Origin of the sequence: Brevibacillus brevis NBRC 100599 (assembly GCF_000010165.1) — a bacterium.
Classification (GTDB): Bacteria; Bacillota; Bacilli; order Brevibacillales; family Brevibacillaceae; genus Brevibacillus; species Brevibacillus brevis_D.
Genome location: NC_012491.1, coordinates 5,417,147 through 5,443,132 on the forward strand (window position 1 = coordinate 5,417,147; position 25,986 = coordinate 5,443,132).

Consider the following 25,986-nt stretch of genomic DNA (forward strand, 5'->3'; position numbering starts at 1 on the left):
GCTATACCCCCTCCTTCGCGGCGTAATCAATGCGAGGATCGAGAACCGCGTACAGGACATCAATCAAAATGACAACGAGGACATACACCGCTCCGATAAACAGCGTCGTTCCTTGAATCATCGGAAAATCCCGCGAGCTAATTGCTTGAATCGCCAAAGTCCCCACTCCCGGCCAGCCAAAAACCTGCTCGATAATCACAGCCCCACCAAGCAAGCCAGCGAGTTCCAAGCCAATGACAGCCACAATTGGAATCATCACATTGCGAAAAGCGTGCCGCAGCAGCACAACTCGTTCATTCATCCCTTTCGCACGTGCTGTTCGGATATAGTCATTGGACAAAACCTCTACCATGCCAGCACGAGTGAGTCGGCTGAGTGCCGTCGCCGTCAATGTCCCCAGGGTAAACGCTGGAAGAACCATGTCTTTTAACCCCGTTCCTCCCGCAATCGGAAACCAGCCCAAATGGACGGAGAATACAAGGATGACGAGTAAACCTAACCAAAAGCCGGGTATGGACATCCCAAAGGTGGAAAAGGTCATAATCGCTCCATCGATGGGTGTATCCTTGTATTTTGCCGCTAGGACACCCAGCCCGATACCGATCACAACTGCCACTACGAGGCTGGCTACTGCCATTTTTGCTGTCGCTGGAAAGCGATCAGCAATTTCTGTGCTGACAGGTCGGCCCGTTTTCAGGGAAGTGCCGAGATCTCCTTTTAAAACGCCAGAAGCATAGTCGAGATACTGGACTACCAAAGGCTTGTTCAAGCCCAGCTCTCCTCGAAGCGACTCGATTTGTTCTACAGTCGCCCGCTGCCCCAGCATGATCCGCACAGGGTCTCCGGGGATGAGATGAATGAGCAAAAACGTAAAAACGGAGAGTCCAAACAGGACAATGATGCCCGACAATAGGCGCTTCACAATATACTGCTTCATGAGGTCTTCACCCAGATGTGAGAAACGGTATGAACTAGCTTCTTCTTGTTGCGCTCCTGCACTTTGCTCTCCTCCCTCTTTCTCCACTAACGTCACTTGTCGTTATAGTGTCGTTATTAGTTAAAAATAGTCTATTCCAAATTTACAGAAAGTTCAACTCGTTTTTTCTCGCCCCATTCAAAAAAAGAGCATGGTCCCTTTCTACCATGCCCCTTCTGAAGACTCTCTCCGTCGTCATTCCTTGCCGTGCCTCATCTGTAGCAATACGGTTGCCGTTAGCTGTGGATGACTGAGGGGAAAATGATGAGCAACGGAGAGCCTTTCAATCTCTACATTCGCTTTCCTGAATGCATCCTCTGCTCCTTTTGTCAGCTGATACGTTTTATCCTGAGTTCCCCATACGATCTGGGCTGGAAAAGGGAGAGGCTGTGTCGCTACCGCCATTTGCCGGAATTCGTTCATAAAGTAGCGCAGCACGTCTGTATGCGTCTTGCTGATGCGCGGGGATTGCAGGAGCTTCCCTGCCTTTTCTACATAGCCTTTTGGCATTTCATACGTAGACTGAAATACCCCTTGCTCAAGCATTGCTTTTTCCAATTTGGCTGACGTTAACTGCTTTTGCAAAAAAAACTGAAGGAGGGCTGGACTCTTCCCCAATCCCGCCTGCAGCCGAGAATACTTCGGGGCATGCAGGGGTGGCTGCAAAAGGTATAGCTTCTCGATTTTTTCCGGTACTCGCTTTGCTGCCTCCCATGCCAAAAGCCCGCCAAATGAATGTCCTGCAAGATGAACCGGAGATGGCAGCTGTCGCAATGCCTCGGCCACTGCCTCGATAAAGCCCTCGAGCGGTTTTTCGTGATGGTGATAGGGCGATCTGCCAAATCCGGGTAAATCCAGTAACCATACTTCCTGTTCACCCAGCTGTTCAGCGAGCGGGAGTAAATCGCTCATCTCACTGAAAAGCCCGTGCACGAGCAGCCACGGAGTACCCGAGCCTTCTTTCTTGTACGCGGCCATGCCTGCGATTTGCTCTCGGTGAAAGCAAGGAGGTACTTTCTGATCCTTGACCGACAAACGGTAGTCGAGATCGGCAATCACACTGGGAAGATACGCCGCTACGTCGTATGCATCGATGCTTTTTTTCGCTTTCATTTGCTGAAAGGGAGCGAGCGGGAAGTCTTTCTTTACGAGAAAATCCATCGAATTGGCAGGTACCCCGAGCAAGCGGCTGCCGCCGTTATGGAGAATTTTTTTCAAGACCGATACTGGGAAAGGAATGGTTGGTGGCTTCATCCGTAATTCTTTAGCCATCAACGAAATCAGCTCTGAAAAAGCTGGCGTGGCACTCCGCTCATTTAAGGCGTAATACGTTTGATGCTCGATGTGATTTGTCTCTACAATCCCCACAATGACCTGGGCAAAATCGTCGACGGAAAGCAAGGGCAGCCACCACTCCTTACCACCGGGAAGAACAGGGATCTTACCACGCCGCATGGAGCTGATCACGAGCCCGAATCCATCTGTTTGTTCTGTGTTCCCGGTGCTTCGCGGGCCTATGATCGTACACGGATTTACCACGACCAGCGGCATTCCTTTTTGATACGCCTCTTGTCTGAGGTATAGATCTGCCAGAAACTTGTATTTCTCGTAGCCCCCTGCCTCTTGATAAAAATCGGTTGGCGCAAAAACATCTGTCGCCAGCTTTCCACTCTCATCGTCAAACGGACTCATGTAGCCAACGATATGAATCAGCTTTTGTAGACGCTGTTGTTTATGCAATTCATTCGCTAGTGCTGCAAGGTGACTTGCTCCTTGTAAAATCAATTCCCTCGCCACCGTTTCATCCAGCGAAATATCCATCGGGGCACCTGCATGGATGATAATAGTTGCGCGCAATACCTGCTCGTAATCGCTCGCTGATAATCCCAAGCCCTCCTTTCGCAAATCACCCCGCACGGCCTTGCAATTAGACCTCTCTGTAGGTGTCATCTGCATCAGCAATTCATCCCACTTCTCGGGCGAACGAACCAGCGCCAGTACGGTATGACCGGACCGGGCCAGCTGCTTTGTTAACTCCTTGCCGATAAATCCAGTCGCACCTGTTACAAAAACGACAGCCATTGTTTCTGCCTCCTTTATATTTATAGAACTAGTCAGTACTAATTCACTTCAAAAAAATCCTACACTTGAATCAAGTGTAGAAGTGTCTGACCTGCGCCTACGAGTACCTGTGCATGACCCTGCGATTCAGCCATGAGCATCGCTCCCTCCATAATGGTCACGAACAAGACTGCCGTTTGCTGAATCGAGATATTTTCCTTGAATTCTCCACGGGCGATTCCCTCCACGAGCAGCTTTTCCGCTAGGTTCTGCCATTCGATCAGGAACTCGTTGATTCGCGCTTTGACCTCTGGTATTTGTGCCGACAGCAAGGAAAGGATCGGACAGCCTCCTACACAGGAGCGGCCCTCCAGTTCTTCTGCGATGGTGGTAAAAATCAGCCCTACCCGTGCGGAAACAGACAGGTCTGTCCGTTGCAAGATGGCTTCCAGTGCTCCTCTCAGGACGTTGATTCTGTAGCCGAGTACAGCTACGACGAGCTCCTCCTTGCTTTTGAAGTGGTAGTAAATGTTGGACTTGGAGACTTTGCTCTGTGCTACGACGTCATCCATGCTGGTATTCATGATTCCTTTTTGCAAAAACAAATTAGATGCAGTGGCGATGACATGGTCACGGTTTGAGGTTCGTTTCATGATTAGTACTATATAGTACTAGTAAGGGATTGTCAATCGTCCGAGTGTGTAGTGGAGGAGAAGAAAAAGCGCAGTTCTCTTTGACTCTGACACGCCCGCAAGGGGGATTGACTGTCCGTCTACACTTCAAAAAGGGGACCGTCGAGCCAAAGCCACCCTACGGGCGGAAGGTTCTCAAAGAAGAGGTGTTCGACAAGCGTGGTCCCCTTTTTGAAGTTCCGACTGGGTAGGCGTTGTCAAGGTCTACGAGCCCTGCGCTTTTTCTTCTTGCCAGCTTTGTTGGTTCATCGCTTCCATTTAAAACTTCGTATAAAAAAAGAAAAGGCTGATGCCTTCTGTCTTGGCATCAACCTTCACCCATTAATTGATCGCAAATCTGTTACACTTCGTTACGGCAGCAAGCATAGCTGCCGCAAGCTCATTTTCCCGGCTATCTCGTGCCCTTCTGAAATAGAGACAGCGTAAAAAGTTCTTGCTGTTTACCCGAGCGATAACTTGAGTACGACTTTTTGGAAGCTCGGCACAGCTTGCCAAGCCATTGATCCAGTCAGCAAGTTCCTGTTCTGGAAGCAAGCCTTTGTCTATCATGGTATCTACGATGCTCGCAAGTCGTTCGTCCTCTTCGTCATTGAAAATATGCTTTCCGTTATGTAGCACGCCCTGGATCGCTTGAAGAACGTCTCGCTGTACGGCTTCGTCGCTCTCTGGGCACTGCACTAGCTCTACGAATACGTCTGCTCCGTGAGCGGTACTGTGAGCCCAGCCTCCCTCGGACAAATAGCCGCGCAAGTCCTTCTCCTCTTGAAAATAGCGGAGCATGGCATTCTTCACATGCTGGAAATCAGCGAGCTCCAAAAAAGGCTTCTGCCTGTGACGTCGCATGATCAAGGCAATCGGCAATGCAGAGAATGTCCTCGTAAATACAGATGGATCACCCTCGCTGCCGATCTGATAGAACAAATGCTTTTCGTCGGTCAGCTCTCGCAGGAGGCTGCGCAATTGCGCCTCCGTCAGCTTGTCCTCGTCGAGAATCCAATAATAAAATGCCGGGTAGATGAGATTATCCCGCAATTCCGGGTCAGGGTCCCCAATGTATTGCAACAATCGTGAGACGAAATCCTCCAATTGTTCCCCTTGACGCAGCTGATATTGTTCCTGCTCCAATCTTTGCAGGTCCAGCACAAGCTGGGTTCTTGTATCGCTCACTTGTTCATCCCCCTTACCATAATCAAAATTTCCTCCACCACCATTTCCGGTTCATCGTGATGAATATAATGCCCGCTGCGAGTAGCTATTCTTTGCTTGCTTGAGGTTGAAAGCCGCTTGAAATCGGATTGCAGCCGTTGTTCGATTGCTAAGATTTCCTCGTTCGGCCATTCCTCGTCCCACACGTCCGGCAAGCCTCTCGTGATAATCGAGACAGGTATATCACTTTGCCGAAAAGAGTCAACAATCTCTTGATAGCTCCGTATTTTATCGATCTTCTCGCTGTTTCGCATCGGATTCTCGTAATATTCTCGATTGGCTGCGATCAGGTTGTCAGGTAAAACCTTTTCATAGGCGAGCTCCTTATATTCGGGAGCAGCGTCCACCAAAACCAGCCCCGAAACAAGCTGCGGATACAGGCTCACAAACAATCTGGCAACCAAGCCGCCAAAAGAATGTCCGACCAAAATACAAGGCGTCTCCACCTTTATCTCTTGCAGCAAGTCATACAGCTCCTCGACCAGATCACGGCAAGTCCGGGGTACGACTACTGGCGCTGGACTCCTGCCAATCCCCGCCCGATCATAGGATAAGGTAGACGCTTCCTGCGAGATGCGGTCTTGAACGATCTTCCATGTCTCACCGCTATCGCCCATGCCTGCTAGGAAGATCACACTAGGTGTCCCACTTTTTCGCGAATACAGCTTATGTATCCATCGAGACATGATCCCAGTCGTCCTCCATGTAACGAACCAGCCAATTCAATGCTCTGTGTCTTTCCACAACTACTTCGTCATTCAAACCACCCGCAACCACACGATTGTTGATGCGCGCATCCACGCACGCCCAGTCATAGCGGTAGATTAAATCTGCCTGATCGAGAATCTCTTGTTTGCTTCTCACGACCGCATTGCTATAGAAGGTATCATAGTCACCCGCGCTTCTAAGAGCGTCAATCGCGGTGTTCACATCACAAATCTCATCTGGGAAATGAAGCTCTTCCACATAGCCGAGTGCCCACAGCAGTACCCAGTAGCATTCGTACATCCAAACCATCTGAATCATATCGGTTCGGTCGGGCTGTGGATCATTCAAGAAGTCTCGCTCTTTTTCCGTAAAGAATTCAGCAGCGCCAAACTGCTCAATAATGCCCTCGATGAACTCCCGCTCTTCCTTGAGTTGTCCGTTTTCGGCAATCCCGCCGGCATATACCGCAATCAAGCACAGGGCAATCGCTCGCTGAACAATCTCATCCTTGCTCCTGATGACAGCATCCTCATCCCCTACGATGACAGGAAGATGCGGGATGTACGGAATGCCTTGCTCCTGCAATAGCTTGATGCTCCGCTCCTTGCGCGCTTCGCCTGACTGGGAGGGCTGAATATGTCCGTCGATCAGGTCTACACTGACCGTCACCAGAAAATCGTCCACTTCGGATTCTCCTGCCGTATTGAGAATCAGCCTTCCTTGTTTATCGAGCATGTCTCCGGTAGGGAGAAAAACAATCCCGTGTACTTCTTCGGCAATCGCCATAATGGACGCAAACGCCGTCTGATCAATTTCCTTGCTCGCCACGATTCCTACCGCCACATTAAGCGCTGTAATTTGGTACAACAGCTTTTGCTGTACCTTCTCGTGGGTCGTTTCAATCTGTGCGAAGTAGCCGTACATCCCTTTCTTCATCTGGAGAAAAGCTTCTTGGTCATCGTCCTCGCGCATAAGATTGAAGGTGATCTTGCTCTTGCTAAACCATTTTTTATCTGTCACGGTCACGGACCGTTCGTCTGCGGATACCTCTACCAATTGATCACGAAAAGCCTCGACAATCGCAGCGACGACTTTCTCGCATTGTTGGATGGAGACATAGATGGTGCATTGATTCATCTGGTAACCTCCTTTGCTGGGAAAACATTTTCAAAGTACCGAATTTTGTAATCAATATTCAATTATGGTATTCTAACCCTGTTTAATCAAGCACAAATCTTTATAGTTATCGGCGAATCTATCACGACGATTGAAGGTGAAACCTATGAAAAACGTTCTATTAGAGGAGTTCTCCCCCATTTGTCCGATTCAAGCTTTTGTCGAAGAGGATGAGAACGGTGTCTTTTTTTATTTGTGGGATTATCCAGGCGAGGAGCATGCCAGCATTCGCTCTTGTTGGGTAAGAAATTACGGTCCTGCACCGGACTCGATCGATTTCGCTGCGATGGAGGATGGTCAAGCTCCCATGCTTCCACGCGATTGCTGCGCTCATCCGGATGGAGCAGACAGGCTGGACCCAGAGCAGCTCTCGATCGTTTGGCTGGAGGAAGGCGATGCAGCGGCGCTTTTGTATGAGGATGAGGTGCTGTGTGTGATTCCCGGCTGGGCTGGCCCTTCCCCGGACGGCTCGCACTATCCTTCGTATGCGCGAGATTGCACCGGAGAATCTGATTTATGCTTTCCGCTGGGAACACCAGAGTCGAACGCCATGTATGCTCGCATCGAGGCTGCCCAGCATTTTTGGGCGAGCTGGGATGGCAACCCTTGGCCTGACATCCAGCAGCAGTTCATGGACGCGATTACCTCGACTCTCGGCCCAGTTAAACAGTATTACGGCATCGACGGCGGTCACTGGCCCCCGAAAGCATTGGTGACCATCGAAAAAGGAGACGTTACCTATGCTATGACCCTCGGCGTGTCCATTTTGCGTCAGCCAAAAGTCGAGCAGTTTACAGAAGAGCCAGAGCAATTACGCCGATTCGAGCTGGCCTTTGCCTGCGAAACCAAATGGCTTGCCCAAAACGAACAGCATTTGCTGGCCTACGTCAGCGGCCAAACCTCTCTGCCGTGGTCGTATATGACCTTCCTCGCACAGGGTCACACCATTCCGTGCCAGGAAATCAGTCAGATCAATAGCCGCTTCTCCTCTATGCTGCTCGCAAAACCTGAGGATGCCCCGCGCATTCCACTTCCGCTCATGGCGGGTGATCCTGTGAATCTATTATGGATGATTCCGATTACCGCGGAGGAACAGCAGTATGCAGAAATACATGGGTCTGAGCAATTGCTTCAGCACGCTGCGGGTGATGGTGCAAGCTGGATTTTTAATGGGGTTGCGAAATTTAGGAAGGAAGCATGAAGTTAGAAAACAGTTTCTAGCGGAATAAAAAGGTTATCAAATGCCGAGCGAAGCTCTCAGCAGATGATAACCTTTTCGAGTAGCGTATCAATGATTGCAATAGCTACCCTTTACCATACATTATTGCCCAAATACATTGAGTTCAGCCACACTTGTCCATGGGTTATTGTTTACCTCGCTTAAGGCACGCAGTTTAATATAGCGACCTGTCTTGGCTGCAAAGCTGGTTTCTTTCAACGTAGTATCATTTGCAAAGGTACCTGTGGCTACAGCTGTTCCCCAATTCACTCCATCACTGCTGATGTAGAACTCATAGTTCTTGATCGTTCCGTTCACTTGACCATCTTGTCTGGGCAGGTAACTAAATTTGGAAATGCTATACGTTGCACCCAAGTCAATTTGAATCTCGTGCGGCATTGGAGCTACGGGGCTCCATTTCGTGTGCCAAAACGTGCTGTTGTTTCCATCAAAGGCTTTCGGGGCTTCATTGTACAATTCATCGCTGTCTACGTATTTTAGCGTCCAATTCGCTTGCGGAATCAGACTGGCTCCTCCTGCTGTGACTGCCACATTCATGGCAGAATTACTTGTGCTTGTTGTCGTAATCGTTACTCCCGATTTTTCTCCCGTGTAGGTGTTACTGTTCGGATTGGTGTCTGGACTAAAGGTAGCAGCATGGTTATTATTCGTGTAATAGAATGGGTCTTGGTATTCACTCACGGATTGCTCTATGTCAATGAAAGGATGAGGATCATTCGTGTTATTACTCATGGATTCATCAATGTGCCAAACCGCGATGCCTCCAGAAGCTGTTTGCAAGCTAGCATCATATCCAACTTTTTCGCGATTCTCAACTAAAAAATACGTATTATCCTTTAAAGGAACCTTTAAAACATTATAATTATTCGGGATGGCTTTTAGCGTAAAATTGTTAGTGGCATTTACTACAGTTGGTGTTACAAATCCTACTTTTACTTTTGACCAGGCATCCATATGAGTGGGTGTCGTTCCAGGTTCCTCCCCTTGGAGATTATTCCAGGTTCCATTTGCCATTATACTTAGACCACTTACATGATTATTGGCACCATAGAGATCCGGAAGACCCAAGGAATGACCGAATTCATGAGCAGTGATACCCATCGTTGCCATATGACCAAATTGTTTTTCACCCTGCGTCGTATACATCCCTGATACTGTAACACCATCATGATTTGTGTTGGGAGCATACCACTGATGTGCCCAAATATTTGGCACTGCACCACCACTAGCCTCTTCATTACCAGCAAGAACAGTTACAATGTAGAAGCTATCTTTAGAGTCGATGACTTGATCATTATTTGTATCAAAACTAGCAAAGTTCACCACAGGATCCGCTTTATCCAGTGCATCTGTTATAACCGTCCTAATGTCTTTTCCCGATGTATCCGGATGAGCGTAATCTAATCTTACTTTCACAACTCCATCATTGTGCGTACCATATATTTCGGATGCTGGGGTGATCTGTGCTTTTCCATTACTCACTTCATTATAGTAATTCTTTACCGACTTTTGATTTGCAGAAAAGAATTTGTTGCTCCAATCGTTATCGTTATAGGCGATATCAACATCTGTAAATCCAATTAACAAAACAAGCAATTTTTGGGTTCCTGAAACGGGCGTGATACTTCCGTCAATATTTTTTTCTGGCGATCCCGAAATTTCTTGTTGAAGCTCATTCATGAACTCCTGTTTTTTATTTGCTTGAGGGTCGTACTCATTTATCCATTCCATTAAATTTTTCTCATTTACCGCTTCTGAAGGTTTTTCGTCAATTTTATATTTTATCCCCGTCGATTGCAGATCATCTGATGTAAGTTCAGCGTAATTCCAATATCCCTCCTGATCTTGTAAAAGGACATCGCCATCCTTTGTGCTCGCCCAATGGAACCATTCATCTCCATGCATCACGGCTTGAAACGATTCACCAGACGGTTGCTTCATTTTGACAACTCCATCATATGCGGGTGCAGCAAAAACATCCGTTTGAAAGTACAAAATACAAATCAATGAAAAAACAGACGTGAACAGGCCTTTAAAACTTCTTTGCATAAATGTTCCTCCCGATTTAGAAGTTGTTATCCTGTTGGAATGGTATCCCCTATAGATTCAGGAAGATCGCCCCCCCTTTCTATGGCAAGCTGAATATTCTGTTGATAAATGCACCAGATTCATACGTAGAATGAATCGACAGATCATCTATACAGAACTGCCAGAATGCCCTTACCTACATTATTGGAAATTTTTGGTAACATGTTAACTTTTTCTATAAATCGGGGATTTTTTTATCATTAACTAATAAACGCCCCCGTTCGGGACTTTCACCCTAGAGACGACGCCCATGCTAGGTGTACTAAAAAAAGCCGATATTGCTGCGAGAGCAAATCGGCTGTTACGTCATTTATTGGCGGGACACTTTGACGAGCTTCCCTGTCGAAGCATCGATAAAGCTATAGCCATTCTTCCATTTCTGTTGATAGACTAGTTGCGGTTCGGGAGCTCTTTGACCATCATACTGCTCCCACACGTAGACCAGCTCCAGGTCAATTTCTTGTTGGATCGTTTCTTTTGCTTCTGCTGCACTTATAATCTTTTTGGAATCTGGAAGGGTAACGCTAACGCCCGGGTTGAGTGGGTGGAGGTTTAACTCAGTAATCGTACCCGTGGCCTTGTCTATACCCACCATATAAAGCTCGTCAGACACTTCGATCCCGTTGCGTTTTGCGAGGAAAGTGAATGAATACGCTTTATCCTCTTCCTTATGCAGCTTGTTCTTGTCTACCCACTCCGGAATATCTTCTTCAGGAGACTCTACGATAAGCGTTAGCTCCGTTAACGCCGGGTCAAGATAAGGTACGAGTGCTGCGATCGCTTTTTTCTTCGCTTCCTCTACACTGATTTTCTGCTCTGTTTTTCGTTCGTCTGGGAAATTCAGATCGAAGTCGATGAGCCGATCACTCTGTTCATCTGTAATGAGGCTAACCATCTCAAATGCAGGCGTACCTTTATTTGAATCGTTGATCCACCGATAGGATTCGATTGTCTGAAGTCCTTCTAAAAGATTGTCCTTGTGATCATCGTATTCAAAGGTCGCACCAGAAACATCAATACCAAACTGTGTTTTCAGCCATTTCTCTCCTTGTTCGCGGGAGGCTATTTTGATGCTTTTCCCTTCTCCTTTTACATGAACACTCTCCCCTGCCATTTCTGTTTCTTCCCCTGTGACTTTGCCGGTCAGAGCATCGATCCATCCAATGGTATTCAGTTGATAAATAAGCATCGGTTTCTTTTCTGCCGGTTTTCCATTTTGAGCATAGGAAATCGGTTGCTCCCATACGTATACCAGGTCCATCTTAAGCTTGTCCTTATAGATTTTGCTTGCTTCCTCAAGTGTTATCGCTTTTTTCGGATCAGGCCAGTTCACTTTGCTAGGATCGATGAAATGATACGCTTCATAGCGAATAATATGGCCAGCATGATCAACGGATACGGAGATAGAGTTGTTGGACAGAGGGAGGTCATTGATGAGAGAGTGGTATTTCACAGTGGAGCGAGCCCATTCCAGCTTGTTGCCCTTCCCGTCACCTGATCCTGCTTTTCCCCTGTTGAGACTTTGTACGGCTTTTAGCTGTTTTGCTTCCGTACCGAATAAGTCCTCGATAAAAGTGGAAGCCTTCTCTCTGGCAAGCTTTTCTTCCGGATAATCGGCTGAAGCCCATGCTGGATTTTTGATATCCATGAAAAGCAGCCGGCCCGTCTGTGCGTCCAGCTCAAGGCTAACGGATGAGTATGCGTCATACTCTTTTTTTTCATCTGTTTTTGGCCTGTTGGTGAAGTGCAAGCTCCAGATCGGTGACGGATAACCGCGAAAGCTGTCTTCCTCATAATGTTTATCAATTAGTCGATACCCTTTCAACTCGGGAATCGCCTCAAATAGCTTGTCCAGAGAATTCTGAACATCTTGGGAATAATCATTTTTTTGAGACGCTGCCTTTTTCACATCGCTTGCTGCTTGTACCGTTGGTTGATAGGGAGTCCAAGCAGGTGCAGAGGCAAGTAAGCACGCCGCTATAACCGTCATCATGGATGAATTGAGTTTCATTGGGCACCTCCAAATTGTATTCAGATTTGCGGATAAGTTCTGTTTGACCTTACCAAGGGTAAGACGGAAGGACAATTATTCGCGTCACATATTATTCCATTTTTATTATATAATCCCTTATCTCTATTAAAAACACGTCCTCGCGTTAATCGGCGAGGACGTGTAGTCTAAAACTATATTTTCACGGAACAGCCCGTTCTATCTGACCCCCTGAGAAGCTCGCGTACCTTCATTTCCGTTTTCTTCGTTGGAAAAGAGGAAGACTTATCCTGTGGTACTCCTCTCTGACACCGTCAACTGCGAGAAGGTTTGGCAGTTTCTTCAAACCGATGTATTCGTTTGTAGAACGTACTTCTGGGGATTCCCAGAAGTTTCGCCGCTTTCGACACATTCCCGTTTGTCTTTTGCAGCGCCTCGACCATTTGCTGCTGCATGATCTTATCGCGAAACGATAGAGAAGCCCGGTGCTCCTCCGTCCTCTGTTCAGGAAAGCTAAGGCTGGTAGAGACGCTTTTGCTCAGCTCTGCGCTTTGATGGAGCAAGGAATGCAGCTGATGTAAAAGGTCGTCGCATCTGTTCATAGAGAGAATCCGCAATTTATCCAGCACATTCATAAGCTCGCGAATGTTTCCTGGCCAGGTGTAATCCATCAGCGCGGCAAAGAATTCCGGAGGGAACACAGCATCCCAGTCATGCTTTTCACAGTAATGGTGAACGAGGTGCGGAATGTCTTCTGCCCTCTGCCTGAGTGCCGGAACATGCACGGGATAGACGTACAGACGATAAAAAAGGTCTTCTCGGAACTTCCCTTCTTTGACCAGTTGGTGGATATTGCGGTGCGTAGCCGCAATCACGCGAAAATCGACGGGTATCTCTTGGCTGCCGCCCAGCGGAGTTATTTTACGTTCCTGCAAGACACGGAGAAGCGCCACCTGCATGGAGTGCGGGATCTCCCCAATTTCGTCCAAGAAAATAGTTCCTTGGTGGGCAAGTTGGAATTTCCCCTTCGCTCCGGTTCGCTTCGCCCCGCTGAATGCCCCTTCCACATAACCGAATAGTTCGCTTTCCAGCAGCTCTGTCGGGATCGCGCCGCAATTCACCGCAACGTACGGCCCGCTTGCCCACTTGCTGTTCTCATGAATCGAACGGGCGATCACTTCTTTTCCGGTGCCTGTCTCGCCCAGGATAAAGACATTGATGTCCGCGGAAGCTACCCGCCCAAGCTCTTCCAGCGTCTTTCGAAATGCACGGCTTGTGCCAGCCTCGCCGCGGAACCGAAACGGCTTGGCTGAATCCTTGTCCTGATAGACGGCCTGCCTTACCTGTTGCTCCCCTGCATTCAAAAGGTAGATACATTTTCCGATGAAACCACCGTGCTCCGCAGAGCAAATCGGCACTTCCATCCGATTTCGGTACCCGCGCATGTATATTTCTTCGGTACGCATTCCGCACCAGTTCGGAATGTTCTGACGAATAAGTCTGCTCGCCGCGACGACTTTTTGACGAGGGTTGCAAATGATGAGCGGCTGTTCCTTTTCCAGTACTTCCATCGAACCCTGAATCAATTCCATCTCGTCGTGATGAGAACGGAGCTTTACTTCTTTCTCCAGCGTATAGGCGGCCTGAGTGACAATCCCCAGCATGTATGGATGCGCCCGGTCAACCGGGCACGAAACGTCGAGGATACCCAGGACCTCCCCGTCATCGTTGCGTATTGGAGCGGCAGCACAGCTCCAACCATGGGAAGCTATGGAATAGTGCTCCGAGCCGGTTACCATAATCGGCTGCCCCAGCGACAGCGCCGTCCCAATTGCATTTGTCCCCATCTCGGCTTCCGTCCAGCGCACGCCCTCTACGAATCGTATTTTTTCGGCTACCTCCCGGACACTTTTGCTTCCCTTCATCCAGAGCACGTAGCCTTCTGGATCGATTAAAAGCGCAATCATTCCCATCTCGCTCGCGAGTCGATCCATTTTTTCGAGAAAAGGGGCAGCGACGTCCATAAGCATAGCATTCTTTTGCTGTTGGTGCCGGAGAGATTCCCCGCTCAGAATGTGCCTTCCCCGATCCAAGTACGGGCTGACTTGGGCGTTCCGGGAGCGATACCAAGATTCGATGATGGATTGGTGAATCCGTGAAGAATCCAGTACGCCTTCCTGAACGAACTGCTTCCACATCTGCGAACTTAATGCGAATTCAAACAAGATACATTCCCTCCCTCAGTAACTCGCCTGAAGTAACTCCTGCCAGAATGTATGCAAGGTCGTCTCCTTTTGTCTAAATTCTAATCAATAATGGCAGCGTTTACAATGGCCGCAAATCAAAATTCCCCCTGGGTTACAGGGGGCTTTTGGTTGAGTCGATGCTTTAGGCGTGTACGGCATGACCGATGGCAGACAGCAGAGCTTCGTGAACAGCTTCTGACAACGTCGGGTGAGCAGAAATGAACGTTTCCATCATATCCGCCGCCATTTCCCCGTGGATCATGACCGTTCCTTGCCCAATCAACTCCGTCGCCCGCGGGCCTACGATGGACACACCCAGTATTTCGTTGTATTCCGGTTCCGTGATGACCTTCACCTTTCCGATCGCTTCACCGAGAATGATTGCCTTGCCATTAACGGAAAACGGGAATTCTCCGATTCTTACGTCTCCGTATTGGGACCTGGCTTGCTTCTCGGTGAGGCCGACACCAGCGATTTCCGGCGACGTGTAGATGCACCTCGGTACAGCCCGATAATTGGCTTTGGCGTCCAGACCGCATGCATGCAAGGCTGCTACTGTTCCCTCATGAAAAGCGACATGGGCGAGCTGGATGCCCCCGACAACATCCCCGCATGCGTAAATATGTGGCACGTTCGTTTGCATATGCCCGTTTACGGAAATCCCTTGCTTGCCGAATGCTACACCCGCCCAATCAAGTTGCAGTTCAGCCGTCCGCGGCATCCTTCCGACAGCAACCAGCATGATCTCTGCTGTGGCTTCCCCGCTACCATCCGGATTCTTGAAACGAACGGTTTTCGTCTGCTGGTCGACCGACGTCAATGACGTGGCGGTCAAGATCTTCACCCCGGTTCGTTCCAGCTGATCTCGCAGAACACCCGCAATATCCGCATCTTCGCCGGGGAGAATCTGATCCGCCATTTCAATCACTGTCACGTCGCACCCCATGCGACTGTATATGCTAGCAAACTCGCATCCGATAACGCCTCCGCCGATGATCAGCAATGTCTCGGGAATCGCCGAAAGCGACATCGCGTGTCCACTGTGGATGATCCAGCGACCGTCAAACGGCGCAAACGGTAGCTCCATCGGCTCCGATCCCGAAGCGATGATGATTTTATCGGCTTCAACAATTTCTTCTCCCTGATCCATCTTTACCGCTATTTGGCGTTGACTGACAAAACGAGCCTTCCCCGTAAGCACCTTGATTTTGTTTTTTCTCATGAGAAATCCGATTCCCATGACGAGTTGCTCTACGATGTTGTTTTTGTAGCTCTGCACTCCCGGCCAGTCAATCGATACTTCCTGTTCGGGCACGCGAATGCCGAAGCGGCCGGCATGCTTTATTTTCTCGGCCATCTCGGCGGACTCTAGGAGCGATTTGGTTGGCATACATCCTTCGTTCAGACAGGTCCCACCCAACACCCGCTGCTCGATCAGGGTGACCTGTTTGCCCTTTTGGGCGGCGACAATCGCCGCAACGTAGCCCGCAGGTCCCCCTCCGATCACTGCAATCGTATTCATCCCATCACGTCCTTCACAAGAGCATCCGGTACGGCTCTTCCAGGTATTTTCTCAGCGTGTGCAAAAATTCAGCTGCCGGTGCTCCGTCCAGTACCCGATGGTCGAACGTCAGGCTGAGCGGGAGAATGCTCCGCCGCTGTACTTCCTCACCGATGAAGACAGGCGTTTCCTGCACAGCCCCTACGCCGAGAATGCCTGCCTCCGGCGAATTCAGCACTGGCGTAAAGAAATCAATTCCGTATGCCCCAAGGTTCGTGATGGAGAAGGTAGACCCTTGCATCTCTTCCATGCCAAGCGTCCCTTCCCGCGCCTGTGCAGCCAGCGCTTTGATCCGGCGGGAGAGGTCCAGCACCGATGTTGATTCTGCGTACCGAACGACTGGAACGACCAGCCCTTGTTCGAGCGCGACGGCTATTCCCAGGTGGACGTGCCCGTACCGATGAATCCGGTCATCGATATAGGCGCTGTTTACTTGCTTGTGCCTTTGGAGAGCGAGAACCGTCGCCCTCGCGATGAGATCAGTTACGGTCAGCTTGATTTCGTGCTCTTTTTGAGTGACTTCGTTCATTTTCTTTTGCAAAGCGATCAAATCCGTGACATCGGCCCGTGTGGTGATCGTAAGCTGGGCGCTTTCCTGCAAACTGGCCATCATCCGGGAAGCGATCACTTTCCGCATGCCCGTGACAGGCAATTGCTCCGTCGTTTCCTCCACGGCAACAGCAGGTAGCCGATCATCCTCCGCTGCTACAGCCTGCTTCGCCTCCCGTTCAGCAATCGCCTTTTCTACGTCTTCCTTTGTGATCCTGCCCACCGGTCCCGTGCCGATGAGAGATTCGACGGGGAGACCGGCCGCCTCGGCCAACTTGCGCGCGACCGGGGAAATTTTCACTTCTTTCGCACTCGTCGGACTTGCCGCAATCGTGGCCGACTCCGTCATAGCCACGGGCTCCTCCAGATTTTTCTCGAGAGCAGCCGTCTGGAACGTCGCCGTTGCGGCCGTTTCCTCCGCGATTTGCTCGTTTGGATGACCGATATATCCAATGACCGTTCCAGGTGGCACACCCTCCCATTCCGAAACAGTGATTTTCAACAAAACACCGTTCGCCGGTGCTTCCAGGTCCGCTTCGATTTTTTCCGAGCTGATGCTAGCGATCACTTCTCCTTTGGATACCAGATCGCCGGCTTGTTTGTTCCAACGGGAAACCGTTCCCTCTTTCATCGCCATTCCCATCTTCGGCATGAGCACCTCGACTGCCATCGGTTTTCCCTCCGTTTTCTTCTTTCTTTCTGAATCAGACGCTCAGCAGCGATTTATCGCCAAGCAGTTCAGATACCACTTGAATCACCGTTTGTGGCGTCGGTAAGTACAGGTCCTCCAGCACAGGTGAGAACGGAACCGGGGTATGCGGTGCTGTAATCCGCTTGATCGGCGCATCCAGACTGTCGAAGCCTTTATCCGCAACCAAGGCCGCGATGTCGGTCGCAATGCTACAGCGTGGATTCGCCTCGTCGATGACAATCAGCCGATTCGTCTTTTGAACGGACCCCAAGATCGTATCCTCATCGAGTGGCGACAGGCTGCGCGGATCGACGACCTCCGTTTCAATTCCTTTCCTGGCGAGCTGCTCCGCCGCCTCCAAGGCTGTATGCACCTGTTTACCGACCGCGACGATCGTCAAATCCGAACCGGCACGCTTGATGTCCGCCTTGCCGATCGGAATTGTGTAATAACCGTCTGGCACTTCCCCTGTCATGTTGTATAGCGTCTTGTCCTCAAAGAAGATTACGGGGTCATTGTCCTCGATGGATGCCAGCAGCAGCCCTTTCGCGTCAGCAGGTGTGGACGGAACCACCACTTTGATACCCGGAATGGCCGTGAACAGAGCGTAAAGGCTTTGTGAATGCTGCGCCGCCGCCCGGAATCCGGCGCCGTGTGTCGTGCGGATCGTAACGGGCACCTGTGCTTTGCCCCCAAACATGTACCGGAACTTGGCCCCCTGGTTCAACACCTGGTCCAGGCAGCTTCCGATGAAATCGTTGAACATCAATTCCGCAATCGGGCGAAGACCAGTGGTCGCGGCAGCCATCGCCGCCCCGATATAGCCCGCTTCGGTAATCGGGGTATCCAGCACCCGCTCTCGGCCGAACTCCTGAACGAGGCCTTTCGTTACCCCGAGAACGCCTCCCCATGCTTCTTCATCCTGCAAATGGTCGACCTGTGCCCCGCCAGCTACGTCCTCGCCCATCAAAATCACGTTTTCGTCTCTGCGCATCGCGAGTTTCATCGCCTCGTTGATTGCCTGCGACATGGTTATTTTTTTAGTCATGTTCCCTTCCCCCTTTGCTATCGTTTTTTCAGTACGATACGTATACGTCTGTCAACAGTTCGGACGGCTCCGGGTACGGACTGTTTTCCGAAAACGCGACTGCTTCCTCGACCGCTTTGTCAACAGCTGCTTCGATTTCACCTAGCTCGTTTTCAGTAAACAGCTTTCCAGAGAGCAGATCGTTCTGGAATTTTCTGATCGCGTCTATTTCCGACAGATGCGCCTTCTTCTCTTCATCTTTTTTGTATTTCTGGGCGTCGCCCTCAAAGTGGCCGTAGTTGCGGTACGTCACGCACTCGATCAGAGTCGGCCCCTCTCCCCGACGAGCACGCTCGATTGCTTCCTGCGCTGCCTGATAAACGGCCAGCACATCCTTGCCATCCACTCGGATGCCGGGAATGTTGTAAGCGATTGCACGGTCCGCAATGGTTTTGCAGCTGGAGGCGTACGAAAACGGCGTGGCTTCCCCATATCCGTTGTTCTCTGCTACGAACACGGCTGGCAGCTTCCAAATGGCTGCCAGGTTGATCCCTTCATGGAACGTACCCTGGTTGTTCGCTCCGTCTCCAAAGAAACATACACTTACAGCGCCTGTCTGCTTGTACTTGGCTGTCAAAGCGGCTCCGCAAGCAAGCGGATAGCCACCCCCGACAATGCCGTTTGCCCCGAGCATTCCTTTGTCCAAATCCGCAATGTGCATGGAGCCCCCCTTTCCTTTGCAAAGTCCCGTGGCCCTGCCGTAAATCTCCGCCATCATTCCATTCAGATCGCACCCCTTTGCGATGCAGTGTCCGTGCCCTCGATGCGTGCTGGTAATGGTGTCGCTGTCGTCCAGGTGCGCGCAAAGCCCGACCGCAATGGCCTCCTCCCCCGCGTATAAATGGACGAAACCAGGGATTTTCCCTTGGCCGAACAGGTCGTGCACCTTGTCCTCGAACTTCCGGATCTCCAGCATTTTTTGGTACATCCAAGCTGCCTTTTCACGGGACAACGGAATTCCTTTGACTTGCTGATCCACTTTCGTCATTTGCGTGTCTCCTCCTCGAACATGTTTTATTGGGGTCCGGCCTTTGACACAATGGATATCGCAAAAAGTATGCCAACCGTCGAAGCAGGTCACATTGCGTTTTTTTGTAACCGCTTTACTTTTGGCGGGAAACAAAAGTGGACACCTGTCTCGTTTTGTCTCCTTTTGTACACTGGCTCACCGCGTGCCTTTGGAGTGTGGCAACGCAAAAAAACCTCCCGGCATTATACCAGAAAGGCCTCATCTGCAAATCCTATTCTATTACCTGGAGCAGCCTTATGCCGTTCAAAATGACAACCAGCTGTTCGCAGAAAACTGGCTTTGGTTTTTTAAACGATCGAACCCGGTTGGTCAATGGCAAGGTTGAACGAAAAAAGGCGCCATACGAGCTTGCGCTTACCGGGAGGTTACAAAATAAAAAACCACCCTTTCAGGTGGCGATTTTCATGACCCGTGAGCAGTAGATAGAGACTCTTCTGGTGCCTCTGTTTGAAAATGTTCTCCCCATTCTCGTAAATACTCAATGACAGGTCCCAAGCCTTGCCCTAGCTCGGTCAATTCGTACTCTACTTTTGGCGGAACGACCGGATACACTTCACGCTTGACGATTCCCGCTTCCTCCAACTCTCGCAATTGTTCTGCCAGCATTTTATGATTCACACCGAGTATATTTTTCTTTAACTCTCCGTACCTTTTTTTCCCTTTGAACAGCTGACAAATGATGGATACCTTCCATCTTCCCGCAAAAACCGAGACGGCAAGCTCGATTGGGCAAGGATATTCCTTGCCATTTAATAGGTACCTCATCGCTGGTTTCTTCTTCATCCCACTCACTTCCCTTTTCGTAAGTATTAACCGAAAAAGTGCGTACTTACTTTTCTTTAGTGTATTCGGTATGCTTATTTTTGTAAAACACTTTTACCGGAGGGAGCTCATCATGCATAAAGATCAAATTATAGAAGCCTATCAATTCAGACATGCCTGCAAAGAGTTTGATGCAGCTAAAAAAATTACGACGGAAGACTTTGACTTTATTATGGAGACAGCTCGCCTGTCGCCTAGCTCCTTTGGTTTTGAACCATGGAACTTCCTCGTGCTGCAAGAGCCGACGCTTAGAGAGAAGCTGTTACCCGTCGCATGGGGTGCGCAAAAACAACTGCCGACCGCAAGTCATTTCGTCATCGTATTGGCTCGGACCAAACAAGAAATGGCCGCTGATTCCGAATATATCCAACATATGATGAAAGACACGCAAGAGTTGCCGGAAAACGTCGTACAGCAAAAAGGCGCTGCTTACGATCACTTCCTGAAAAATGATTTCTCCGTGTTTGATGACGAGCGAGTCATGTTCGAATGGGCATCCAGACAGACCTACATCGCACTTGGCAATATGATGACATCTGCTGCGATGATCGGCATTGATTCCTGCCCCATTGAAGGCTTTGCAAAAGAAAAGGTTGAGGACATCCTTGCGGCGGAGGGGCTGCTGGACAGAGAACGTTTCGGCGTGGCTTGCATGGTGGCTTTTGGCTATCGGAAAAATGAACCCCGTGCGAAAACCCGACAAGCGAAAGAAGAGATTATTCGTTTTATCGGTTAAAATTCAGGATTGGTTACACGTAAAAAGCATTCGTATTCCGAATGCTTTTTGGCGTTCATCGTGACAAAAAAAGTAGTCGCCCGCAAAAGCAAGCGACCATCTTTCTTACCTATTTACTTACTCATCCGTATACTGAAAGCCTACGATGCGACCTGCTTCATCCACAGATATCGTGATTCCCTTGCCTGTGGCTGGACGGAACGTCACGTCTGCTGTCACAAAGCCATAGTCATAGTCTTCAAAACTGGAACCGCCACCGCCCCGCTCGACCTTTTCCTCTACTTTATACTGGCTTGCTTGGATTCAAGGAACAGATTCGGAAAAATAATCATTCGCTGTTTCTCTCTATCGTTAGGCCCGTTACTTTTTATTTGTCAGACTATCAAAAGACATTTCGCTTTTCCCTAGCAGATGGGTTGATCGAATCCCCCTGCGATCCACTCGATTGTGATGTGGAGCTGTCATCTGAGGCCCTGCATTATTGCTTCACCCATTTGTGGGGATGGAGTACGCTACGGATAAATAGCAGACTGCAAGCGCCAAAAGGTCGGAATGCCCGTTTCAAGCGCTTTGTCATGCTCGGGCATGTTGCACAGCTAAACAATTTCGGTATTTATATGGGGTGGAACAGGGCGTTTTTGCGTTTTGGGGTAAATTATTTGAGAGAGAAGATTCGCGACCGCTATATTACGTCAAACAATATATGAAAATAGGTAATTATACTCATTTTACCACAATTTAAATAGGTGTATTTTATCCTAGTTCCCTTGGGCATGTAAGAGAGGGTGTTATTATTCGAATATTCGCAATTAACCTCCCGTATTCCCAATATTATACACCCCATGATAGAATCGGAAAGGAAATTCCGCACATTTCCAATTATGTATAAAAAGGTGGATCAATTCAGATGAAAAAACTAGTATCCGTAGCTTTGCTGCTCTCCATGTTGGCTGTTTCTGCTTGTTCGAACAAGCCAGCTGATACAAAGCCAGCTGAGCAAAATGCAGCACAAACCACAGACGCTGCTAAACCAACTGAAGCTCCAAAAACAGATTCAACTACACCAGCTGCAACAACAAGCGACAAGCTGGAAGCGAAAAAGGTTCTGAACGACAAAGTGGAAATCTTGATTCCAAAAGGCTTTACTGTCATGTCCGAAGAGATGGCAAAAGCAAAATATCCGATGGAAAATCGTCCTTCCCTGATCTATACCGATGAAAAAGGTACCATTAACATTGCGTTTAGTCATACAGAAACACCTATTCAGGACAGCCTTCTCAAAGACATGAAGGACCCAATGAAACAAGCTTTCTCCAACATGTACCAAGATGCAACCTGGTATCGCGATGAAGTTATCCAAATCAACGGAAAAAATGTTGGTGTGTTCGAACTTCTGACTCCAGCTGCTGATACAAAAATTTACAACCTCATTTTCTTTACAGAGCTCGACGGCAAAATGCTGATGACCACTTTCAATTGCACCGAGGCACAAATGGAAGAGTGGAAGCCGCTCGCACAAGAAATCTTGATGTCTTATAAAGTGCAATAAGGAAACCACGATTCCCCCTTATAAAGAGTAAAGGCACCCGCCAATGGGTGCTTTTTTCGTTTTTTCTGTTTGTTGCATCCAACTCTTTCTTCCAACGAAGCAAGACCACCCGAGAAGGATACGGATAGGGAAACTGCAATGCTTGCTCGATGGATTGAAAAGCTTGGGTATGCATCCCTGCCATTCTTTGATTCACTGGCTTCATATTGGTCTCACCCAGATTTCCAGTATCGAACAAAATAAAATAGACTTATAATCAAATTATCTATTATAATTAAAACAAAACTTTATTTCGTTTGTTTTTTTTAAAAAGGAGGCCTACCATGAATCAGTTTGAGAACAAAGTAGCGGTCATTACGGGAGCGGCCAGCGGTATCGGTCGTGCATTGGCAATGCGCTGTGCTGAGGAGCAAATGAAGGTGGTTCTTGCCGATGTGGAAGTAGTGGAGCTCCAACGGGTAGAGCAGGAGTTACAATCAGCAGGAGCAACTGTTCTCGCCGTCGTAACGGACGTAAGCAAAGAGAAAGATATCCAGACGCTCGCACAGAAAACGCTAGACATGTTTGGTGCTGTCCATCTCTTGTTCAACAATGCAGGGGTTGGCGCAGGCTCGACAATCTGGCAAAGCACCCTCGCTGATTGGCAATGGGTCATGAATGTGAACTTATGGGGAGCCATTCACGCTACACAAATTTTCGTACCCATGATGTTAAAACAAGGAACTGAATGCCACATCGTGAACACCGCCTCTCTCGCTGGTCTAGAGTCTGGACCAGGGAATAGCATTTATCGTGTCAGCAAGCATGCATTAGTCAGTCTGTCGGAAACCCTCTACCACGAATTGAAAATGATCCAATCCAAAATTGGTGTTTCCGTTTTATGCCCCGGCTTTGTTCAGACGCAAATATGTGACGCCCATCGCAATCGTCCAGCCGAGTACAGTAAACCAGGAGATATTGTGGAGCCCTCACCGATGTCCAGCGCCATTGACCAGTTCATTCGTTCAGGTGTCGAGCAAGGAATTTCTCCGAAAGAAGTGGCTGATCACACCTTCCTGGCGATCAAGAGCAATCGCTTTTACATTCTGCCAGATCCCTCGTATAAAGAACCTGTGCGTCAACGGATGGAAGATATTTTGAACCAGCATAACCCGACGTTCGTGATTCCCTCTCATATTTAACAAAAAGCCACGCTCTCAAAGGAACGTGGCTCTTGTATTAGATATCTGTTAATTCTCGATCTCGCAAGGAAACCAAAATAACGAATCCAATCATCACTTCTGTAATGTTAAACGCTACCTGCTGACCATTCCATACTTGTGATTGCCACATGGCGAACCACTCTGCACCCACAATGGCAAATCCGAAAAACCAGATGCAAAAAGCAACCATGTAAGCGATGTATGCGAATGTTTTCGAGTTATTGAACGTTTTTGCATCCTTTTTTACGTTACGCAGCATATTTCCTGTAGCGACCCAACCAAAAAGTGAGAATAATCCTTCCGCAATGATAATTCCGATATAAGCTATGGTGTGAGCAGTATGATGCTCACGCCTCTTTTCCCTATTCCCTATACTGTCTTTACTCATTCTCGATCGGATTGACTCCCCCTTTCTCTTTGTAAGAAAAATCTATCTATTTTTATCACGAGTATTCATATCCATTAGATGGAAACCTAATCATACTCATTCGGAAATGGAACTAACCCATTCATGATTTTTACCCCGTCCATGTTCAACAGTTTGGAACGGTTTTGTCACATGTATTTTTCTTAACAATGTTATGATGAAATGGATTCACCCCTATATAACAAACAATGAATATGTGCAAGGTTGTGATTATTATTTGGAAGCCTGATCGGTCGAGCAGTCAAACTTTATACCACCAAATAGCCGATGAGATTGAACGCAGAATTTCATACGGAGAGTTCCCCCCTGGGAGCCTACTCCCTTCTGAGAGAAAACTGGCTGAGCAATTAGGTGTAAACCGAAGCACTGTTATTCTAGCGTACGAGGAACTCCGGGCATTAGGCATCATTGAGAGCAGAACAGGAAGCGGTACTCGTGTGTGTAAAAATAAATGGGAGGCAACTCCGAAGCATACACCGAACTGGCATCGATATGTAGAAGGTGGTCAATTCCTCCCGAATTTGTCTTATCTGCGTCGGATCAGAGAGGCCTTGCAAAAAGACAGCAGTCTCATCGATTTTGCGAGTGGAGAATTGTCTTCCCAGCTCTCACCAGGCAAGGAGATCAGTACCCAGATGAAGGAAAACCCCTTCACCGAATATTTGGGATACGATAATCCGCAAGGCTTTACGCCATTGCGTGAAGAACTGGTCTCCTATTTGTCACGTTACCGGAATGTACAGACAACGGACTCTTCGATTCTGATCACGTCGGGTTCTCAACAATCCCTGTATTTGATCACTCAATGTCTGCTTGCACCCGGCGATGCAGTTGCCATCGAAGATCCCTCTTATTGTTACTCGTTGCCTATGTTTCAATCTGCTGGTCTCCGCCTGTTCCGCCTCCCCGTCAGCAATAACGGCATGAATCCAGAAGATATTCGAGCCTTGTATAAAAAGCATCGGATCAAGATGATCTTTATCAATCCTACCTTTCAAAACCCGACTGGGGTTTGTCTTGATCCCACTCGGCGCATGCAGCTGTTGGATGTAGCAAGCGAACTGGGTCTTCCGATTGTAGAGGACGATCCATTCAGTCTCACTTCCTATGACGGCAAGCCTCCACTGCCACTCAAATCATTGGATCAGCTTGGCTCCGTTCTCTACATCGGTTCCTTTTCCAAAATTGCTGCATCCGGTTTACGAGTCGGTTGGATGGTGGCGCCTCATTCCGTTGTCGAGCGTTTGGCAGATGCCCGCCAACAGATGGATTTTGGCCTGAGCGTGGTGCCACAAAAAATCGCGGCCCAGTTTTTGCATTCCGATAACTTCCTGCCTCATTTAGAGCGGTTACGCATGCATTTACAGTACAGAAGAGATTTGCTTGTGGAGGCACTGCAAAAAGAGTTGCCCAATGAGCTTTCATTCTCCATTCCCCAAGGCGGATTACACTTGTGGTGTAAAATCAACCTGGATGTGAACGACAACCAATTATTTGAAGAAGCCCTTCGCAGAGGCGTCGTCTTTGTGCCAGGAAGTGTGTATGGTTCAGACTCCGGCTACGTTCGCTTTACCTTTGCGCGACCAAAAGAAGAGGAAATTACGCTTGGTGTCGCTAAATTTGCGGATGCGTTGAAGGCGGTTTTGTTATAAAGATGGTGGTCGGCCAACGATTGTGGTCGGGGGAAGCCCTGCCACATGTTTTCCAGTCGCCTGTATCCTCTCTACGTTCGGGCGGTCTCCTTCCAAACATGTGACAGGACTTTCGTACAGCTTTTTTTATTTCAATTTCTATTAGAACGTTTTGCGTGCTAGAACATAGGAGCACGATACCACTGATTTACTTCCTTGGATTCACGTTCAGGTTCTTTGCCAAAGCTGCGTGGAAGAAGCGCATTTCCAGTCCAAGCGCCTCTGGAGCCCATCCCAGCGTAGGAACAAATGGCAGGT

The 25,986-nt window shown here is 48.8% G+C and carries 20 protein-coding genes; 5 read left to right on the forward strand and 15 right to left on the reverse strand.

Going from position 1 to position 25,986, the window contains the following annotated elements; genetic code table 11:
• Position 1: 1 nt before the first annotated feature.
• From nikB to BBR47_RS25775, 6 genes are all read right to left on the reverse strand, one after another.
• Positions 2-937, reverse strand: coding sequence for a nickel ABC transporter permease (gene nikB / locus BBR47_RS25750; RefSeq protein WP_015893375.1), 936 nt, complete (start codon positions 935-937; stop codon positions 2-4).
• A 234-nt stretch (positions 938-1,171) separates the two neighbouring features.
• On the reverse strand, positions 1,172-3,058 hold the full coding sequence (locus tag BBR47_RS25755) for an alpha/beta fold hydrolase (RefSeq protein WP_015893376.1): 1,887 nt from the start codon (positions 3,056-3,058) through the stop codon (positions 1,172-1,174).
• A gap of 59 nt (positions 3,059-3,117) precedes the next feature.
• A complete protein-coding gene (locus tag BBR47_RS25760) occupies positions 3,118-3,690 on the reverse strand; it encodes a TetR/AcrR family transcriptional regulator (RefSeq protein WP_015893377.1) in 573 nt (190 codons plus the stop codon).
• 360 nt (positions 3,691-4,050) lie between these two features.
• The gene (locus BBR47_RS25765; RefSeq protein WP_015893378.1) at positions 4,051-4,896 is read right to left on the reverse strand and encodes a DUF2785 domain-containing protein; all 846 of its coding nucleotides are present in this window, start codon (positions 4,894-4,896) and stop codon (positions 4,051-4,053) included.
• Positions 4,893-5,621 (reverse strand): alpha/beta fold hydrolase, encoded by a 729-nt coding sequence (locus BBR47_RS25770; RefSeq protein ID WP_015893379.1) that lies wholly within the window; start codon positions 5,619-5,621, stop codon positions 4,893-4,895. Before BBR47_RS25770 ends, BBR47_RS25765 begins: the two co-directional genes overlap by 4 nt.
• On the reverse strand, positions 5,602-6,780 hold the full coding sequence (locus BBR47_RS25775) for a DUF4272 domain-containing protein (RefSeq protein ID WP_015893380.1): 1,179 nt from the start codon (positions 6,778-6,780) through the stop codon (positions 5,602-5,604). Before BBR47_RS25775 ends, BBR47_RS25770 begins: the two co-directional genes overlap by 20 nt.
• Before the next feature lie 145 nt (positions 6,781-6,925).
• Here BBR47_RS25775 and BBR47_RS25780 point away from each other — a divergent pair, with 145 nt between their 5' ends.
• The gene (locus BBR47_RS25780) at positions 6,926-8,020 is read left to right on the forward strand and encodes a suppressor of fused domain protein (protein WP_015893381.1); all 1,095 of its coding nucleotides are present in this window, start codon (positions 6,926-6,928) and stop codon (positions 8,018-8,020) included.
• 120 nt (positions 8,021-8,140) lie between these two features.
• Here the strand turns inward: BBR47_RS25780 and BBR47_RS25785 are convergent, their stop codons facing one another.
• From BBR47_RS25785 to BBR47_RS25825, 8 genes are all read right to left on the reverse strand, one after another.
• Entirely contained in the window at positions 8,141-10,108 is a 1,968-nt protein-coding gene (locus BBR47_RS25785; RefSeq protein WP_015893382.1) for a M6 family metalloprotease domain-containing protein, read from the reverse strand.
• Positions 10,109-10,457: 349 nt separating this feature from the next.
• Positions 10,458-12,158: a YcdB/YcdC domain-containing protein gene (locus tag BBR47_RS25790; protein WP_015893383.1), complete on the reverse strand. Its 1,701-nt coding sequence runs from the start codon at positions 12,156-12,158 to the stop codon at positions 10,458-10,460.
• A 293-nt stretch (positions 12,159-12,451) separates the two neighbouring features.
• Entirely contained in the window at positions 12,452-14,335 is a 1,884-nt protein-coding gene (locus tag BBR47_RS25795; protein ID WP_041749935.1) for a sigma-54-dependent Fis family transcriptional regulator, read from the reverse strand.
• A gap of 190 nt (positions 14,336-14,525) precedes the next feature.
• Complete coding sequence (lpdA, locus tag BBR47_RS25800; RefSeq protein WP_015893385.1) at positions 14,526-15,905, reverse strand: dihydrolipoyl dehydrogenase; 1,380 nt, start codon at positions 15,903-15,905, stop codon at positions 14,526-14,528.
• A gap of 13 nt (positions 15,906-15,918) precedes the next feature.
• Positions 15,919-17,163 carry a dihydrolipoamide acetyltransferase family protein gene (locus tag BBR47_RS25805; RefSeq protein WP_015893386.1) on the reverse strand — a complete coding sequence of 415 codons (1,245 nt, stop codon included), beginning with the start codon at positions 17,161-17,163 and terminating at the stop codon, positions 15,919-15,921.
• A 34-nt stretch (positions 17,164-17,197) separates the two neighbouring features.
• On the reverse strand, positions 17,198-18,232 hold the full coding sequence (locus BBR47_RS25810; RefSeq protein WP_015893387.1) for an alpha-ketoacid dehydrogenase subunit beta: 1,035 nt from the start codon (positions 18,230-18,232) through the stop codon (positions 17,198-17,200).
• A gap of 28 nt (positions 18,233-18,260) precedes the next feature.
• The gene (locus BBR47_RS25815; protein WP_015893388.1) at positions 18,261-19,259 is read right to left on the reverse strand and encodes a thiamine pyrophosphate-dependent dehydrogenase E1 component subunit alpha; all 999 of its coding nucleotides are present in this window, start codon (positions 19,257-19,259) and stop codon (positions 18,261-18,263) included.
• Between the two features lie 444 nt (positions 19,260-19,703).
• Positions 19,704-20,084 (reverse strand): winged helix-turn-helix transcriptional regulator, encoded by a 381-nt coding sequence (locus tag BBR47_RS25825; protein ID WP_041749657.1) that lies wholly within the window; start codon positions 20,082-20,084, stop codon positions 19,704-19,706.
• A 112-nt stretch (positions 20,085-20,196) separates the two neighbouring features.
• Between BBR47_RS25825 and BBR47_RS25830 the strand changes: the two genes are divergently transcribed.
• The 3 genes from BBR47_RS25830 to BBR47_RS25840 all read left to right on the forward strand — a co-directional run bounded on the left by BBR47_RS25830 (position 20,197) and on the right by BBR47_RS25840 (position 23,589).
• On the forward strand, positions 20,197-20,859 hold the full coding sequence (locus BBR47_RS25830) for an NAD(P)H-dependent oxidoreductase (protein WP_015893391.1): 663 nt from the start codon (positions 20,197-20,199) through the stop codon (positions 20,857-20,859).
• A gap of 907 nt (positions 20,860-21,766) precedes the next feature.
• Positions 21,767-22,408 carry a hypothetical protein gene (locus BBR47_RS25835; protein ID WP_015893395.1) on the forward strand — a complete coding sequence of 214 codons (642 nt, stop codon included), beginning with the start codon at positions 21,767-21,769 and terminating at the stop codon, positions 22,406-22,408.
• A 323-nt stretch (positions 22,409-22,731) separates the two neighbouring features.
• Positions 22,732-23,589, forward strand: coding sequence for an SDR family NAD(P)-dependent oxidoreductase (locus tag BBR47_RS25840; RefSeq protein WP_015893396.1), 858 nt, complete (start codon positions 22,732-22,734; stop codon positions 23,587-23,589).
• 37 nt (positions 23,590-23,626) lie between these two features.
• Here the strand turns inward: BBR47_RS25840 and BBR47_RS25845 are convergent, their stop codons facing one another.
• Positions 23,627-23,998: a DUF2165 family protein gene (locus BBR47_RS25845; RefSeq protein WP_015893397.1), complete on the reverse strand. Its 372-nt coding sequence runs from the start codon at positions 23,996-23,998 to the stop codon at positions 23,627-23,629.
• A 227-nt stretch (positions 23,999-24,225) separates the two neighbouring features.
• Here BBR47_RS25845 and BBR47_RS25850 point away from each other — a divergent pair, with 227 nt between their 5' ends.
• Positions 24,226-25,689 (forward strand): PLP-dependent aminotransferase family protein, encoded by a 1,464-nt coding sequence (locus BBR47_RS25850; RefSeq protein ID WP_041749658.1) that lies wholly within the window; start codon positions 24,226-24,228, stop codon positions 25,687-25,689.
• Positions 25,690-25,986 lie beyond the last annotated feature (297 nt).